Annotated in this window: 16 protein-coding genes; 7 read left to right on the top strand and 9 right to left on the bottom strand. The window is 27.2% G+C overall.

What is annotated here, in order from left to right; genetic code table 11:
* Positions 1-2: 2 nt before the first annotated feature.
* The 6 genes from AACT_RS12315 to tlyA all read right to left on the bottom strand — a co-directional run bounded on the left by AACT_RS12315 (position 3) and on the right by tlyA (position 5,221).
* A complete protein-coding gene (locus AACT_RS12315; RefSeq protein WP_172127288.1) occupies positions 3-1,391 on the bottom strand; it encodes an FAD-binding oxidoreductase in 1,389 nt (462 codons plus the stop codon).
* Complete coding sequence (locus AACT_RS12310) at positions 1,388-2,395, bottom strand: plasminogen-binding N-terminal domain-containing protein (protein WP_172127286.1); 1,008 nt, start codon at positions 2,393-2,395, stop codon at positions 1,388-1,390. Before AACT_RS12310 ends, AACT_RS12315 begins: the two co-directional genes overlap by 4 nt.
* Before the next feature lie 12 nt (positions 2,396-2,407).
* Positions 2,408-2,914, bottom strand: a complete 507-nt coding sequence (bcp, locus tag AACT_RS12305; RefSeq protein ID WP_172127284.1) for a thioredoxin-dependent thiol peroxidase — start codon at positions 2,912-2,914, stop codon at positions 2,408-2,410.
* 15 nt (positions 2,915-2,929) lie between these two features.
* Positions 2,930-3,640, bottom strand: coding sequence for a carboxy-S-adenosyl-L-methionine synthase CmoA (cmoA, locus tag AACT_RS12300; protein WP_172127282.1), 711 nt, complete (start codon positions 3,638-3,640; stop codon positions 2,930-2,932).
* A gap of 65 nt (positions 3,641-3,705) precedes the next feature.
* Positions 3,706-4,542, bottom strand: coding sequence for a bifunctional riboflavin kinase/FAD synthetase (locus AACT_RS12295; protein WP_172128689.1), 837 nt, complete (start codon positions 4,540-4,542; stop codon positions 3,706-3,708).
* Positions 4,511-5,221: a 23S rRNA (cytidine-2'-O)-methyltransferase TlyA gene (gene tlyA, locus AACT_RS12290; RefSeq protein ID WP_172127280.1), complete on the bottom strand. Its 711-nt coding sequence runs from the start codon at positions 5,219-5,221 to the stop codon at positions 4,511-4,513. Before tlyA ends, AACT_RS12295 begins: the two co-directional genes overlap by 32 nt.
* Before the next feature lie 14 nt (positions 5,222-5,235).
* On the opposite strand from tlyA, the gene AACT_RS12285 reads away from it, so the two are divergent.
* Both AACT_RS12285 and AACT_RS12280 read left to right on the top strand, forming a co-directional pair.
* Positions 5,236-5,808 (top strand): YigZ family protein, encoded by a 573-nt coding sequence (locus AACT_RS12285; RefSeq protein ID WP_172127278.1) that lies wholly within the window; start codon positions 5,236-5,238, stop codon positions 5,806-5,808.
* Positions 5,809-5,857: 49 nt separating this feature from the next.
* On the top strand, positions 5,858-7,549 hold the full coding sequence (locus tag AACT_RS12280) for a type II secretion system protein GspD (RefSeq protein WP_172127276.1): 1,692 nt from the start codon (positions 5,858-5,860) through the stop codon (positions 7,547-7,549).
* A 5-nt stretch (positions 7,550-7,554) separates the two neighbouring features.
* Here AACT_RS12280 and AACT_RS12275 read toward each other — a convergent pair whose 3' ends face one another.
* The 3 genes from AACT_RS12275 to murA all read right to left on the bottom strand — a co-directional run bounded on the left by AACT_RS12275 (position 7,555) and on the right by murA (position 10,642).
* Positions 7,555-8,169: an HNH endonuclease gene (locus tag AACT_RS12275; protein WP_172127274.1), complete on the bottom strand. Its 615-nt coding sequence runs from the start codon at positions 8,167-8,169 to the stop codon at positions 7,555-7,557.
* 13 nt (positions 8,170-8,182) lie between these two features.
* The gene (locus AACT_RS12270; RefSeq protein WP_172127272.1) at positions 8,183-9,277 is read right to left on the bottom strand and encodes a DUF5644 domain-containing protein; all 1,095 of its coding nucleotides are present in this window, start codon (positions 9,275-9,277) and stop codon (positions 8,183-8,185) included.
* A 99-nt stretch (positions 9,278-9,376) separates the two neighbouring features.
* Positions 9,377-10,642 (bottom strand): UDP-N-acetylglucosamine 1-carboxyvinyltransferase, encoded by a 1,266-nt coding sequence (gene murA / locus AACT_RS12265; RefSeq protein ID WP_172127270.1) that lies wholly within the window; start codon positions 10,640-10,642, stop codon positions 9,377-9,379.
* Positions 10,643-10,768: 126 nt separating this feature from the next.
* On the opposite strand from murA, the gene AACT_RS12260 reads away from it, so the two are divergent.
* From AACT_RS12260 to kdsA, 5 genes are read left to right on the top strand one after another with little or no spacing between them, the layout of a single operon-like run.
* Positions 10,769-11,653: a DMT family transporter gene (locus AACT_RS12260; RefSeq protein ID WP_172127268.1), complete on the top strand. Its 885-nt coding sequence runs from the start codon at positions 10,769-10,771 to the stop codon at positions 11,651-11,653.
* Between the two features lies 1 nt (position 11,654).
* Entirely contained in the window at positions 11,655-13,403 is a 1,749-nt protein-coding gene (locus tag AACT_RS12255; protein ID WP_172127266.1) for an FMN-binding glutamate synthase family protein, read from the top strand.
* A complete protein-coding gene (locus AACT_RS12250; RefSeq protein ID WP_172127264.1) occupies positions 13,390-13,767 on the top strand; it encodes a DUF6394 family protein in 378 nt (125 codons plus the stop codon). Before AACT_RS12255 ends, AACT_RS12250 begins: the two co-directional genes overlap by 14 nt.
* Before the next feature lie 14 nt (positions 13,768-13,781).
* Positions 13,782-15,470, top strand: a complete 1,689-nt coding sequence (locus AACT_RS12245; protein WP_172127262.1) for a potassium channel family protein — start codon at positions 13,782-13,784, stop codon at positions 15,468-15,470.
* Positions 15,467-16,267, top strand: a complete 801-nt coding sequence (gene kdsA / locus AACT_RS12240) for a 3-deoxy-8-phosphooctulonate synthase (protein WP_172127260.1) — start codon at positions 15,467-15,469, stop codon at positions 16,265-16,267. Before AACT_RS12245 ends, kdsA begins: the two co-directional genes overlap by 4 nt.
* Positions 16,268-16,289: the final 22 nt, after the last annotated feature.

Raw genomic sequence — 16,289 nt, 5'->3', positions numbered from 1 at the left:
AACTATAATCCCATTTTAAATGGATTTAAAATATTATTTGGGTCAAATGCTTTTTTAATATTTCTAAATAGATTCATTTCAGCTTCCGTAAAAGCAATATGCATAAAAGGAGCTTTTGAAGTTCCAATTCCATGCTCGCCACTTAATGTTCCACCTAAATCAACTACATATTGAAAAATTTCTTCAATAGCTTTGTGTCCATCTTCCATCTCTTTTTCATTTGTTTTATCTTTTACCATTACATTAACATGGATATTTCCATCTCCTGCATGACCAAAACAAGGAACTTGGAAGCCATACTTTTCACCAATTTTATAAATACCATCAAGGGCAACTGGTAATTTACTTCTTGGAACTGAAATATCTTCATTTAATTTTTTAGTTCCATAAATCATAGTTGCTGGACTTGCATTTCGTCTTGCAAACCAAAGTTTTTTACCTTCTTCTTCATCTTTGGCAATTATAAACTCAGTTGAACCATTTGCTGCAAAAGATTCTTTTAGTGTTTGAAGTTGTGAATCGATTTCTGCTAAAGAACTAGCATCAACATCACCTACAAGAATTCCACCTGCATTATCAGGAAGTGAAATTTGTGGGAACTTTTGTTTTAATGCTTTAATTACAAGTGCATCTAAAAATTCCATTGCAACAGGATTTGCTCCAGCTGCTAGTGATTTAAACACTGCCGTCATTGCTGTATCAACGCTAGGGAAAACTCCCATGTAAGTTTGTTTGAATTTTGGTTTAGGAATTAGTTTTAATGTAATCTCTGTGATAATGGCTAAAGTTCCTTCACTTGCTATTAAAATACCAGCTGTGTTATAACCAGCAACATCTTTGATAGTTTTTTTACCTGCAACTATGATATCTCCATTTGGCAGAACAGCTCTTAAAGCCATTACATAATCTTTAGTAATACCATATTTAGCAGCTCTCATACCACCTGCATTTTCACTAACATTTCCACCAAGCGTTGAATACTCTTCACTTGCTGGATCTGGAGGATAAAATAATCCAACGGCTTCAACTGCTTTTTGGAACTCCATATTAATAAGACCTGGTTGAACAACTCCTACCATATTTTCCATATCAATTTCAAGAAGTTTATTCATATGTCTTTCAAGAGAAAGAATAATTCCGCCATTTGATGGAAGTGCTCCACCTGTAAATCCAGAACCTGCACCCCTTGGAACAATTACAATTTTATGCTCATTACAATATTTTAATATATCTGAAATATCTTGTTCATTTCTTGGAAAAACAACAGCATCTGGCTCAAATCTAGTTCTTGTGGCATCATAACAAAATGCAATTAAGTGAGCTTTATCACTTTTAACATTTTCGCTACCTACAATAGATGTAACGTAATCTAAATGTTCTTGTTGAATCATTTTTTTAATCCTAGAATTTCTTCATAATATTCATCATAACTTAACTCTTTTTTATCATTAAAGAATAATAAGTCAGAAAATGAGAAATCAAGTATTGAACTTTCGATTTCTTCAACTCTTGTATAAAATGGCATTTTAGTTTCATTCTCATCATAAGAAAGAGGATAAGTATCTAAAATTGTGAATGTTTTTGTATCTAAAATATAAACTTTTTTATTTAAAACATAAAATATTGTTCCTAGATTTTGCTCAATTGCAAACTCTTGAAAATCTTCTTTTGTTGGGAAAGGTTTATTATTTATTTTTAATTTTGCTGCAAATATATCAGAATGTATGAAGTTATTTAATTTGAAATTATTTCTTACAGCTTGAAATGTATCTTGTGTAGGAGTAATTAATAAAGAAGAATTATACATATAATTTAATACTAAAACATCTCCTTTTTCTACCATTCTTTTCGTAGTAGGAAGTGCATCTTGTTTTAAATCATCAAATTTAAAAAATTCTACAATCGATGAGTTACTATTTGAACTAATTACTTTTGCATTTGATACAATTAATCTTTTGTCATTATCATAAATATGAACTACAATGCCTGTTTGACCAATGATCAAATTTCCAATATTTATTGTACTTTTATTATCATCAATATTTTCAATTTTTGTTCCCATTGGTTTAACAGAAAAATTGTTCTCTACATTGTATTTAGAATCATTTGAATTGTTTAATGCTATATTTTGATTATCATTTTTTATTAGATAATAACTATAATTAAATTTATTTTCACTAGGAGTGATTTTTATGTCTAAAACATTCCATCCATCTTTTTTCATTTGATTTAATGAAAGGTTTCCATTACAAACACCACCATCTAAAGCTGTATTTTCAATTAAAGAAGGTTTTTCTACATTATTCTTAAAACATACTGTTTCTTGTGCAAGTAAATTACTTGAAAGAAGGCATGTAGCACTAAGCAATAAAATCTTATTAAATATTTTTGTCATCGTTATTCCTAATTATTTTGATTGTAATTCTTGAAGTTTTTCTTTCACTTCATCTACGTGTAAAACTTCTATTTTTTCACCTTTTACACTTTTTTTCTTTCTAACAGAAACTTTTGGCCAAATTGCAGCTAGTTTACCATCAGGGTCAATTATAAATGTAGTTCTAACTACTCCCATAAACTCTTTTCCCATAAATTTTTTTAGTTGCCAAACTCCAAAATCTTCACACATTTTTTTACTTGTATCAGATAATAAAGTTATTGTTAAATCTTTTGAGTCAATAAATTTTCTATGTTTTGTAGTATCATCAGGACTTACTCCTAAAATAACAGCATCTAAATCATCAAAAGATGAGTGTTTATCTGTAAAGTCACAAGCTTGTGTTGTACATCCTGGAGTTAAGTCTTTTGGATAAAAATATAAAACTATCCATTTTCCTTGTAAATCTCTTGAACAAATTTCAACATCATCTTGATTAGCTGCACAAAAACTAGGAGCAATTTCGCCTATTTTTAACATATATAAATCCTTAATTTATTTTTTTATTGCAATAAATGTAGCAAAATTTACCCATTTAAAAATTGTTTCACAATGAGTAAATCCAGCATCTAGTATCATTTTTTTATTTTCTTCTTCTGTATATGGTATTAGCACATTCTCTAAAGCTTCTCTTTTTTGAGATATCTCAAATTCTGAGTAACCTTGTGTTTTTTTAAATTCATAATATTCATCAATGCTTTGTTTATTCAAAGTTGAGTTTGAAGATATCACTTTTTCACTAAAAATAAAAATACCTTTATTTTGTAATGAATCATATATTTTTTTTACTAATTTTTCTCTTTGAAGCGGTCTTATAAACTGTAAAGTATAATTAGAAAGAATAAGTTTTGCATCATCAAAAGAAACATCATGTAAATCAGCATTTACTAAATCTATTTCAACTCCAAATGCTTTAGCTTTTTTACTAGCTCGATTTAACATTGCACTTGAGTTATCAATACCAATTAGTTTTAGATTATTTTTACAATGCTTACTTAGTTCTATCAATGTTGATGCAGTTGAACATCCTAAATCGTACACTTTGTCATTTTCTTCTAAAAAATTGCATGCAAAATTTATTGATAATCTTTGCATCTCCTTGTAAAAAGGAACTGATCTATTTAACATATCGTCGAATACTGATGCTACTTCTTCATCAAATTCAAACTGTTTTATAATTGATTTTTTAAATACTTTATCTACCATGGTAGATATTTTATCTAAATGCATATTAATAAATATTAATAATCATAAATTTAATAAATATTTCTTTATTTAAAGTAGTTTTTTGCTAATTCTATATCATCAAAAATTTGTTTTTTCAAGTCCTCAAAATTATCAAATTTTTTATTATCTCTAATTTTCTCATAAAATTTTACTTGAGTGGTATAATTATCATTTGTAATGTTTTCATCTAAAATATGTGTTTCAACTGCATAAGATCCATCTGTTGTAACCCTATGTCCTAAAAAAGTTATTGACTTATATTCTTTATTATCTAAAATGGTTTTTGTGATATAAACTCCCTCTTGAGGAAGTAAGAATTCATCTACTTTTAGATTTATTGTTGGCACAAAACTTTTAGTTCCTAATCCTTGTCCTTTTATTTGCTGACCATATAATTTATACTCTTTCCCTAAAAGTTTATTTGCCATTTTTATATTGCCATCTTTTAAATATTGTCTTATTATTCTTGAATGAACAGGAATTTCGTCTATTTTTATTTCATCAATTACTAAAACTTCACCATTAAACAAATCTTTTAGTTTTTCTATACAATATTTTCTATTTTTCCCAAAACAAAAATCAAAACCAACTACTATTTTTTTAAGATTTGGAAATTCTTCTTTTATTAGTTTAATAAATTCATCACCTTCTAGATGTCTAATATTTTCTAATACATAATAATAAATAGGATAAATACTATATTCTTGTCTATATCTTTTAGGAGTTAAGTTTGCATAACCTGATTCTATTGATAAAATCGCACCATTTTCATCAAGGTTTTTAAATAACTCTTGATGAGCGCTGTGCATTCCATCAAATCCCCCAATAGCTATTGAAGTGATTGTATTTTTATTTACTAAAATAGAAGAGCTCTTCTTCATTTCCATCTTTTCCTTGTAATTTACTCATTGATGAGTAATTTAATTTCCATTTTAAATTTTGCGTGTAATCTAAGAATTTCTCTCTTGAATTAATGATTGCATTTTTATCTTTAACCACACCTTTTTTATCTCTTTTTACATTTGTTCCAACTTCAAATTGTGGTTTAAAAAGTATTATAATATCTTTTGAAGATAATCTATTTATATCTTCTATAATATGTAAAATAGAAATAAACGAAACATCGCAAGTTACTATTTCAAAAATATCTTCACTTTTAAAATTTCTAATATCTGTATTTTCAAAAAAGTTTATTTTTGGGTTATATTTTATTCTTTCATGAAGTTGGTTTGAGCCAACATCAACACAAGTTACTTTTTTAACATTCTTTTCAAGAAGTATTTGAGTAAATCCACCTGTGCTACTTCCAATATCAAGGGCATTTTTATTTTCCAAAATAAAGTCTGGTAATTCTTCTAAAAAATATTTAAGTTTATAAGCAGCTCGTGATACATAAAAATCATCTTCCAATAGCTCTATTATATGATTTTCTTCCACATTAAAAGATGGTTTTGATATAATCATTCCATCAATTTTAACTTTTTCTGATTTTATTAATTCACAAGCTTTGTTTCTGCTTTGAATATTAAAGGTTTTTGTTAAATATAAATCCAATCTCATGGGGGCAATTATAGTTGAAGTTTGTTCAAAAAGAGTTTAGTTGCACTTTCGAAGAAAAAAAATCAAAATTCATAGCTCATTTAATGCCGTATGATTTGTTTGATGAAGTAATGATTAGACTAAAAAATGAGCATCCAAAAGCCAGACATCATGTTTATGCATATAGATATTTAAATGAATTTGAGCAAATTGTAGAAAATAGTGGTGACGATGGAGAACCAAAAGGAACAAGTGGAAAACCAAGCCTTGCAGTACTCGCTGGAAATGAACTAATTAATACAGCTGTAATAATAGTGCGATATTTTGGTGGAATAAAACTAGGAACAGGTGGATTAGTTCGAGCCTATGGAGATAGTGTAAATGAAGTTATAAAAATAGCTTCATTTGTTGAGTATCAAAAACTAATAACAAAAACTTTAATTTGCGATTATTCTGAATTATCAAAACTTGAATATCTTTTAAGTCAAGAAAATATAAATATAAAATCAAAAGAGTTTACAAATCAAATAAATTTGCAAATTGAACTAACAATTGAGCAATTTGAAGAGCTTAAAGCTTTACTTTCAAGAAATATTTTAGTAGTATAGTAACTTTTAATATTATTTAATTTAAAAATAAATATCAAGGAGTTGTTATATGAAAGTATTATTAGTACTTTTTTTTATCTTTTCTTTCAATTATGTAATTAATGCAAATGATAAGATAAATATAAATTTCAAAGATCTAAAAATAAGTGATTTAATTAAGATTACATCAAAAGTTATAAATAAAAACATATTATTTACAGATGAAATAGAAGGAACTGCTGATTTTATTCCTAATAAAGAAGTATCAAAAAATGAATTAATTAGAATACTAGATTTAGTATTAGAGGAAAAAGGTTATTCATTAGTAAGTGAGAAGGATATATTAAGAGTAGTAAAGTCTTCAATGTTAAAAAAAGAGAATTTAATAATAAAGTTAAAAAATATAAATGCAAGTGATGCTAAAAAAAGTTTAGATTTAATTTCTCTAACAATGATGAATAATCAAGAAGAAAAAACTGTAATAATTGAAAATGGATACAGTAATTCTTTAATATTAATTGGTCAAAAGAAAAATCTAGAAATATTATCTAAGCATATTAAATCAATTGATATTAGTAGTCTTTCAAGAAAAAAAGAGATTAGAATTTTCCCTTTAAAAAATGTTGAAGCTACAAATGTAATTAAAATTCTAGATGAAATTATTAATAAAAGAGAGTTTATTAATTCTGCTGATAAACCTCTCTTTTCATTGGATATAGAATCAAATTCTATTATTATCATGGGCCTTCCTGACGAAATATCTAGTATAGATAGTTTAATTAAAGAATTGGATAAAGAAAAAACTCAAGTATATGTTCAAGCTAGAATTATAGAAGTAAATGATGATTTAGTAAATCAAATTGGTGTTTCGTATGGAATTTTTGGTGCACGTGCAAGTAGTAATGTTTTATCAAGTTTCTCTTCAAGTTTGAATAATGGCGAAATTCCTTCTTTATTTATTGATGGCTTAATAATTCCTGACTTAACTTCAGGTTTAGCACTAGGAGCATCATTAAATCTACTTAAACAAAATGGAGCTTTAGATATTGTGTCAGAACCATCTATATTAGCTATAAATAATAAAGAAAGTTCTATTTATGTTGGAGAAACAATTTCAATAAAAGTTTCTTCAAGTGTAACTGATGGTGGAACAATAAAAGAAAACTATGAAAGGGAAGATGTTGGATTAACATTAAAAGTAAAACCTAGAATTTCAAATGATACAAAAGTTACTTTGGAAATTGAAACAATTTTAGAAGGAGTAAAAACAACTCAAACAATAAGTGGAAATGCTGATACTTCGAAGAAACGAATAAAAACAACTACAATTCTAAATAATGGAGAAAGTGTAATTATTGGTGGATTAATAGAAAATAAGATTGAATCTACAAATCAAAAAGTTCCTATATTAGGGGATATTCCTTTATTTGGGGAATTGTTTAAAAATACTGTAAATAATACAGAAAAAAACAACTTAGTAGTTATTGTAACTCCTTATTTAATTCCAAAAACAAAAGATATAACTTTTGTTAGAAATAAGTTAAGTGAACTTAAGAATCTTGAAGACAAATACTTAGCAGATAGTTTAGTAAGATTAAAAGAAGAATCATTAAAAAAGAAAATAGATGCAAAAAATAGAGAGAAAAAGATAATAGCTCTAACTGAGAAATTAGAAAAACTAGAAAATACAGATAATAAAACTACTAAAGATGATAGTCAAACAGAACATGAAAAAAGAGTTGCGGAGATATTAGGATACTAAATTAATTAAGATTTTACATACACCATTAAGGAATCATTTAAAGAAAGAGAACTGATTGTATTTTTTGGATTTGTAGAATTTATAACCTTGTTACAATCAGAACATAAGATTATAATATTTTCAATATTGTATCCTCCTCCATCTTTTATATCTTGGACAAAACAAGTATAAGAAGCTTCTAGAGAGATTTTTGTTCCACATCTGTTACAAGACTTATCATCTCTTTTCCATGATATTTCTTTTCTTTGTGTCCAATCATTTGGGTATTTAGGATTTGAATTTGATTTTTCAATGTAATTCGACCAGAGTTTATCTCTTGGAATAGATTCTTGTGTTCTTTTTTCATATTTATAGTTAAAGAATTGAGTAACAATATTTTCAACAATAATTGTTTCTCTTACTCTTAAATCTAGTTCATTTTGAGTTTTTTCAATTATTGAATAATCAATTTTTATTTTAGGATGATATTCTGACATATGCAGTTTTAAGTCTTTTATAAAAAAAGAAAATCCATTATCACTGTATTTAGCACGGAATATTCTTTTTCTATAAATATATAATGGTAATAATGCAGCAATTAATAAACTAGCATAAATAACAAAATCTAATTCTAATCGCAAGGTATTTCTTTCATTATATTATTTCTGGGTTTATTTGATGTTTTTCAAGTGTTTTTCTAGCTTCATCATGTTTACCTGATGCTAGTTTTTGTAGCTCATTTATATAAATTACAGGCAATATGATTTCTCTTCCTGAAATTTTCTCAATTTGTTTTCTATTGTAATCAAAGATATAGAAGTCTTCAATTGTATCAACTAATAAAAAATCAGCATTTGTATCAAAAGCATCTAATAATATTGTTGAAGCTACACAATATGTAATCTTTGGATTTTTATTAAATGTGTTTTTTGCTAAATCAAGGTTTAAAGTATCAAGATTTAAAATCTTTGCATTTAATTTTTCTAATAACTCTAGAGTTTTTTCATTATTTTTTGAAGGATAATATGCAATATTAAAATCTTTAAAATCATGTTTTATTTCATAATTATCTTCAAAATCCCCAAAATCAATAATTAGTGTTTTATTGATTCTAAAATTTTGTTTAGGTAATTCTTCAAATAAATCTAATTTTTTCTGAATATTTTTTATTTTTTCTTCAATTGATAAATCAAAATTATAAATTCTATTTTCTAAATTAGTATGAAATTGTGCACCAATTTCAACTTCATTTAGAGCATGAAGTATATAGTTTTCATATGCTGGTTTTTGTTCTATTAAATCATGTGCAAAAATTAGCACTGAATCACCAATATAATCATTATTGTAGTTTAGGGTGTTTGAAGCATAATAATATTGTTTTAACTTAGAATAATTTACTATATCATTTTCATCAATAAATTCTTTTAAAACATTGATTTTATCTTTAAAGTCATTATCATCAATTAATAAATCATTATTTGCCCTTCTAATTGAAATAGGTTCAATTGTAAGTTCTTTTCCAAAATTTTCTAAAATTTCTTCTAATTTAATAGATGCTTTTACATAAACACCATTTATAACTAAATCAAAATTTTCACAATCTTTAAAACCAAATTTTGCTGTTTTGTTTATGGTTTTTAATATATCTAAGATATTTTTTTCATCTTCTATTTTCAAAAAATGTTTTGTGTAGTATGGTAAATAGTCTGAATTTTTATCAAATTTGAATAAAGAGATTTCTAGTTTCATTAATAGTAGCCTTTTTTGTAATTAGTTAGATTTTATTTAATTTATACTTAAAAAAAATGATAAGTATATGATTTTTATACTTATCATTAAAAAAATGTCCTATTCTGTAAACCTTTTTACATCAGCACCAATTTTTGAAAGTTTCCCTTCAAGGTTTTCATAACCCCTATCAAGATGATAGATTCTGTGAATATTTGTTTCTCCATCAGCAACTAATGCCGCTAAAACTAAAGCAGATGATGCTCTTAAATCTGTAGCCATTACATCAGTCCCATTTAGAGTTCCTTTTTTACCATTTATAGTTGCAGTATTACCATTTAAATGAATATCAGCTCCCAGTCTTAAAAGTTCACTAACATGCATAAATCTATTTTCAAATAGTCTTTCATCAATTGTACTAGTTCCATTTGCTTGAGTTGCTAATGCCATAAATTGAGCTTGCATATCTGTAGGAAATCCTGGATACTCTGTTGTAATGATATTTACAGGTTTAATTTCATTTGTAGGAAGAATTGTAACACTGTTTTCATCTTGTAAAATTTCAAAATTCATCTCTTCAAGTTTTGAGATAATTGCTTCTAAATGTAAAGGAACAACTTTATCAATTTTTAATTTCTGATTTTTGATTGCTGCTGCACACATATAAGTTCCAGCTTCAATTCTATCCGGAATAACATCAAAAGGTTTTATATCTATTAGTTTTTGTCCTGTTCCTTCAATAATTATTTTTGAAGTTCCAATACCTTGAATATTTACTCCTGAGTTTGCTAATACTTCACAAAGTTGTACAATTTCAGGCTCTTTTGCTGCATTTATTATTGTAGTTGTTCCATGAGCTAATGCTGCTGCCATTACTGTATTTTCAGTCCCACCAACTGTAACTTTATCAAATACAATTTTTGCGCCTTTTAATCCATTTGGTGCAGTAGCTCTTATGTAACCGTGCAAAATTTCGATTTTTGCACCCATTTGTTCTAAAGCTTTTAAGTGTAAATCAACAGGTCTTTGTCCAATTGCACAACCACCAGGAAGTGAAACTTCACAGTGTCCAAATCTTGCAAGAATTGGTCCTAAAACTAAAATAGAAGCTCTCATTGTTTTTACAATATCATAAGTAGCTGTTGTATTATTTATTGTTGTTGTATTGATTTTTGCAGTATGATTATCTTTTTCAAAACTACCACCTAGTTTTTTGATTAATTTTAAAAAAGTATTGATATCAACTACGTTTGGCAAGTTTCCAATTGTAATTTCATTTTTTCCTAAAATAGTACAAGCAATTAAAGGGAGGGCTGCATTTTTTGCTCCTGATATTTCTACGCTTCCAGAAATATCTTTTCCCCCAACAATTTTTAAGTATTCCATGTTACCCCACAAATATTTATATATAGCTAATATAATATCTAAAAGTTGCTTTAATATGAAAAGCATTAATAATCTTTTTTTAATAGGATTATAAATACAATTGCCACTTTATAATGAAAGGGTTTTATGGAAAATCAAGTAAATAAAGGTATTCAATATATGCTTTATGCATCTGTATTGTTTGCATTTATGGGAGCTGCTGCAAAAGAACTTAGTGATTCTATGAGTTCTGTAGAAGTTGTTTTTTTTAGAAATATATTTGGAGTTTTTTTAATTTTAATATCAATATATAATTCACCTTTAAAGCAAATAGGTGGTAAGTTTTGGTTATTGGTATTTAGAGGAATGGCGGGTTTTATAGCTTTATTATTTTTCTTTTATAATATTGCAGAGATTTCACTTGGGGAAGCAATGACTTTTTCAAAAACATCTACAATCTTTACAGCAATTATTGCATATTTCTTACTAAAAGAAAAACTAGGAATAAAAGGTTGGCTTGGAGTTTTTGTAGGTTTCATAGGAATTGTATTTATAACAGAGTTTGATGGAAGTTCTTTAGAAAAAACAGATTATTTAGGAATACTTTCAGGAGTAGGGGCTGCTTTGGCTTATACATCTGTGCGAGAGCTTAGAAATTATTATGATTCAAGAGCTATAGTTTTATCTTTTATGACTGTTGGAACAATTGGACCTTTGATTTTAATGATAATTTCAAGTTTCTATTCAAATGAGTCTTTAGATTTTATGTTGGGTACTTTTGTAATGCCCCAGGCTAATGATTGGATATATATTATTTTATTGGGTATTTTTGCTACTTTTGCCCAAATTTACATGACAAAAGCTTACGCTTGTGCAAAAGCTGGAATTATTGGAACAATATCTTATAGCAACATACTTTTCTCAATAATTCTTGGACTAATACTAGGAGACAACTTTCCTAGTATTTCAATAGTTTTTGGTATACTATTGATAATTTTAAGTGGCTTGTTAGTATCAAGTAAAAAGGAATAAAATGAGTTTTTTAGAAGATTTTACATTTTGGGAAGAGTTTTGGATTATTTTTGCAATCATTATGATTGCTTGGTATATTCATGATAAATATGTACAAAGAGAACATCAGTTACTTGTTAATTATCCAATTATTGGAAGATTAAGATATGTATTTGAAGAAGCCAGAGAACCTTTTAGACAATATTTTGGTGATGAAAAGTTTTATGAATCAAAAGATAAACTTGATTGGGTTTATAAAGCTGCAAGAGATTTGCCAAATTATGCATCTTTTTCACCATCTCAGCCTTTACCAAAACCAAAATTTATGATTAGACATGCAAATATTGTTTTAAATGATAATGAAGTTGAAGATAAATTTGAAGTAACTTTTGGTGAAAGAAGAAAAAAACCTTATACCGCAAAAAGTATAATTGCTAGATCTGCTATGAGTGATGGTTCTATTTCTCCTGAAGGAACAAGAGCTTTTGTTCAAGGATCTCAAATTGGTGGTTTTCCTATTAACTCAGGAGAAGGAGGTGTAACCTCTAACTTTTTTGTTACCCATGTTAATTATGATTCTGCATATATGAAAATAGTAGATAGTACGCCTTTAAAGAAAAAAATAAAACACTATGTTAAATTCTTTTTTAATGGTTCAACTGCTGCTGATGTATATAGAAAATTAGTTTTTAAAAATGATCCAGAAGCAGAAACTTATATTTTAGATATGAAAAGTAAAGTTTTTTATAGACCAAATTGGGATGCTCCTTTAGAAAGTTTCCCAAAAGAAGTTCCATCTGATATGCCTGATATTATATTCCAAATTAGTTCAGGTCTTTATGGTGCTAGGGATAAAGAAGGGAATTTTGATCCTGATAGATATCAAAAAGTTATGAGATTTTGTCAAATGACTGAAATCAAAATGGCTCAAGGTGCAAAACAAACAGGTGGAAAACTTGCAGGGCATAAAGTAACTCCAGCAATCGCATATTATAGAAACGTTGAAGCGTATAAAGACGTATTCTCACCAAATAGATTTCCATATGCGAATTCTATTGAAGAATTATTTGATTTTGTTGGAAAACTTCAAAAGTTATCTGAAAAACCAGTTGGTATTAAAATCGTAATTTCAGATATTGAAAATATTGAACCATATGCTAAAGAGATTAAAAAAAGAATAGATCAAGGAAATGATGCTTATCCTGATTATATTACAATTGATGCAGGAAGTGGTGGAAGTGCAACGGCTCCAATTGAAATGATGGAAAGAGTAGGTCTTAATGTTAGAGATTCTGTTTATTTAGTAAATAAAGTTTTAATAGATTATGGAGTAAGAGATAAGGTAAGACTAGTTGCAAGTGGTAAGATTTTAACACCTGATGATATTGTAATTATTATGAGCTTAGGAGCTGACTTCTTGCAAATTGCAAGGGGATTTATGATGAGTGCTGGATGTATTAGGGCACGTTATTGTTCAGGTACAACAGGTCGTGATTGTCCAGTTGGACTTGCAACTCAAAATAAGAGTAAAAGAAGAAAATATTTTGTATTTAGACATGCTACTTATGTGGCAAATTATCATAAAAATCTTTTAAAAAATGTAAAAGGTTTATTAGCAATCATGGGACTTAAAAATATTAATCAATTAAATAAACATAGATTACTATTTTTAGATAAAGATTCAAGAGTGCATGATAATATAGATGAAGTATTTAAAAGAAAATTAGATTTAGGAAAAGATTTGGAGGACGAATACCATGAACTTAGATAAAGTAATTTCAGGATTTTTTATAATCCTTGCAATGACTTTAAATTTTGGATTTTTTTATGGAGATATTCAATCTATAGAAAGCCATAGTAAATATGAATTATTTGCAGCAATAATAATAAACTTAATTGCTACAATTTTAAAACTGGGTGATAAGACTCAGTTAGGTTCTGTATTATTAGCAACTTCATTAGTAGCTGATATTCAATTAATCACAGCAGCTATTATTTGGACAGTTGTTGCTTATTCATCTACTATGGATTCTTCAGTTATGTCAGTTGTTGTTTCTTTATCAGGTGGAGCATTATTAGCAAATATAACTTCAGTAGCACTTTATGTTGGTGATACACTAAAATCTAAGAGATAGAATAGGTAAATATATTGAGAAATAATTCTTTATTTATAATATTACAAAAAATGAGGAAACCATTTTTAGTAATATTAATAACATATACTATTTCAATGATAGGCTTCCTTTTAATTCCAGGTATGGATTTAAATGGAAATACTTATCATATGACTATTTTTGATGCTTTTTATTTTATTTCGTATACAGCAACTACAATAGGATTTGGTGAGTTACCTTACCCTTTTACTTACACTCAAAGAATTTGGGTTACTTTTTCAACATATTTAACGGTTTTAGGATGGTTTTATAGTATTGGTTCATTACTTACTTTATTGCAAGATCAACTATTTTTACAAGAAATAGAAAAAACAAAATTTTTAAGACAAATAAAAAATCTAAATGAAAAATTTATTGTGGTTCTTGGATATAACCAAATCACAAGAAAAATTATTACAAAAGCTCTTAATCAAGGCTTACGAACAGTTGTGATAACAAAAGATAAAATGGAAATAAATAATTTACTTTTAGAAAATTTTACACCAACAGTACCTGTATTATTTAGTGAAAACTATTCTGTAAAAGTTTTAGAAGTAGCAGGTTTAAATAAAAGAAATTGTAAAGCAATAGTATCTCTATTGGAAGACGATGCTTTAAATTTGAAGATTACATTAATTGCAAAAACATTAAATAAAAACATCAAAGTTGCTGTTAAATCTACAACTACAAATCATACGGAGAATTTAAAAGATCTAAATGCTGAGGTTGTTATTAATCCTTTTTCAATTATTTCATCAGAAATTAATATGGCACTTTCTGCCCCAAATCTATTTAAACTTGAAAAATGGTTATATGGTATTGATGATTTAAATGCAACTTTACCGATTTTTCCCAAAGGTCTTTATATTATATGTGGATATGGAAGAATGGGAAGAAAGATTTTTGAAAAATTAACAGATACCAATGTGGAAGTTAAATTGATTGAATTAGATAAAAATAAAGATAGAAAATTTACTCCAGATGAAATATCTCATTTAGTTTTCGGAAATGCAGATGACAAAGAGTTATTGTTAAATGTTGGAATAGAAAATGCAGTTGCAATAGTTGCAGCAACTGAAGATGATACTACTAATTTATCTATTTTAGCAACGGCTAAAAAGTTAAATCCTAATATTGTAACCATAGTTAGAGAAAATGATATTTTGGATGATTTTTTATTTAAGAATGCAAATATAAATCATATTTTTACACCTTCTAAGATTTTGGTAAATAAAGTTACAAATGCTTTAGTAAACCCACTTAGTGATAAATTTTTAAAGATGATTATAAAAAAAGACAATGAATGGGCATCAAAACTAGTTAGTAAGCTTTTACAAGAAATCGATGCTAAGCCACTTCTTTTGGAAGTTGAGATAAGTGAAAGTACAACTCCCCAAATTTTTAATTATTTAAAGTCAGAAGAAATAGCGTATTTAAGTTTATTAGGAATATCTTTACATAATAAAGAACATAGAAATAATATTGTTCCTTTGTTACTTCAACGAGAAAATGATATAATATTAACCCCTGAATGGGAAAATGAAATTAAAATAGGCGATAAAATTTTATTGGCATGCGATAATCATGCAAAAGATGATATAGAATATATTTGTCAAAATGCTTATGAATTTTATTATGCAATAACAGGTAAAGAAAAACGAACAATTTTTAAAGGAATTAAATGAAAATTTTAACAGGACCATGTGTATTAGAAGATAGAGATACAGTAATGAGAATTGCTGAAAAATTAAAACCATTAAGTGAAGATAAAAGAGTTGAATTTTATTTTAAAGCTTCATTTGATAAAGCAAATAGAACAAGTATAAGCTCTTTTAGAGGCCCAGGACTTGATGAGGGATTAAAGCTATTCCAAGAAATAAAAGAGCAATTTGGATATAAAGTTGTAACTGATATTCATGAATCATATCAAGCAGCACCTGCTGGTGAAGTAATGGATATTTTACAAATTCCTGCATTTTTATGTAGACAAACTGATTTATTAGTAGCAGCAGCTAAAACACCTGCAATTATAAATATTAAAAAAGGACAATTCTTAGCAGCTGATGCAATGAAACATCCAGTTGAAAAAATTCTAAATACAAGAGGAATAACAGAAGTTTCTTATGAGACTTCTGAAAAAGCTGGAGTTTGGCTTTGTGAAAGAGGAAATACTTTTGGATATGGTGCATTAGTTGTTGATATGAGAAATCTGCTTTTATTAAGAAAATATGCTCCTGTAATTTTTGATGCAACACATAGTGTTCAAATTCCAAGCACAGGTGGAACAACAGGTGGAAACTCTTCATTTGTTCCATATATGGCAAAAGCAGCTGCTGCTGTTGGAGTTGATGGATTTTTCTTTGAAACACATGAAAACCCAAGTGCTGCACTTAGTGATGGACCAAATATGCTAAAAATCGAAGACTTATATAAAACAGTAAGTGACATTTTTGCTATTAAAGAGGCTTTAGGATATAATTAATCCTTATACACATATTTTTGGA

This window comes from Arcobacter acticola (assembly GCF_013177675.1).
Classification (GTDB): Bacteria; Campylobacterota; Campylobacteria; order Campylobacterales; family Arcobacteraceae; genus Aliarcobacter; species Aliarcobacter acticola.
The sequence above is the reverse complement of the archived record's forward strand: the minus strand, read 5'-3'. Positions and strand labels throughout refer to the sequence as shown.

Coding starts and splice junctions, on each gene's coding strand:
- AACT_RS12315 (WP_172127288.1), bottom strand. CDS start 1,391: ATGATTCAACAAGAACATTTAGATTACGTTACATCTATTGTAGGTAGC.
- AACT_RS12310 (WP_172127286.1), bottom strand. CDS start 2,395: ATGACAAAAATATTTAATAAGATTTTATTGCTTAGTGCTACATGCCTT.
- bcp (WP_172127284.1), bottom strand. CDS start 2,914: ATGTTAAAAATAGGCGAAATTGCTCCTAGTTTTTGTGCAGCTAATCAA.
- cmoA (WP_172127282.1), bottom strand. CDS start 3,640: ATGGTAGATAAAGTATTTAAAAAATCAATTATAAAACAGTTTGAATTT.
- AACT_RS12295 (WP_172128689.1), bottom strand. CDS start 4,542: ATGAAGAAGAGCTCTTCTATTTTAGTAAATAAAAATACAATCACTTCA.
- tlyA (WP_172127280.1), bottom strand. CDS start 5,221: ATGAGATTGGATTTATATTTAACAAAAACCTTTAATATTCAAAGCAGA.
- AACT_RS12280 (WP_172127276.1), top strand. CDS start 5,858: ATGAAAGTATTATTAGTACTTTTTTTTATCTTTTCTTTCAATTATGTA.
- AACT_RS12270 (WP_172127272.1), bottom strand. CDS start 9,277: ATGAAACTAGAAATCTCTTTATTCAAATTTGATAAAAATTCAGACTAT.
- murA (WP_172127270.1), bottom strand. CDS start 10,642: ATGGAATACTTAAAAATTGTTGGGGGAAAAGATATTTCTGGAAGCGTA.
- AACT_RS12260 (WP_172127268.1), top strand. CDS start 10,769: ATGGAAAATCAAGTAAATAAAGGTATTCAATATATGCTTTATGCATCT.
- AACT_RS12255 (WP_172127266.1), top strand. CDS start 11,655: ATGAGTTTTTTAGAAGATTTTACATTTTGGGAAGAGTTTTGGATTATT.
- AACT_RS12250 (WP_172127264.1), top strand. CDS start 13,390: ATGAACTTAGATAAAGTAATTTCAGGATTTTTTATAATCCTTGCAATG.
- kdsA (WP_172127260.1), top strand. CDS start 15,467: ATGAAAATTTTAACAGGACCATGTGTATTAGAAGATAGAGATACAGTA.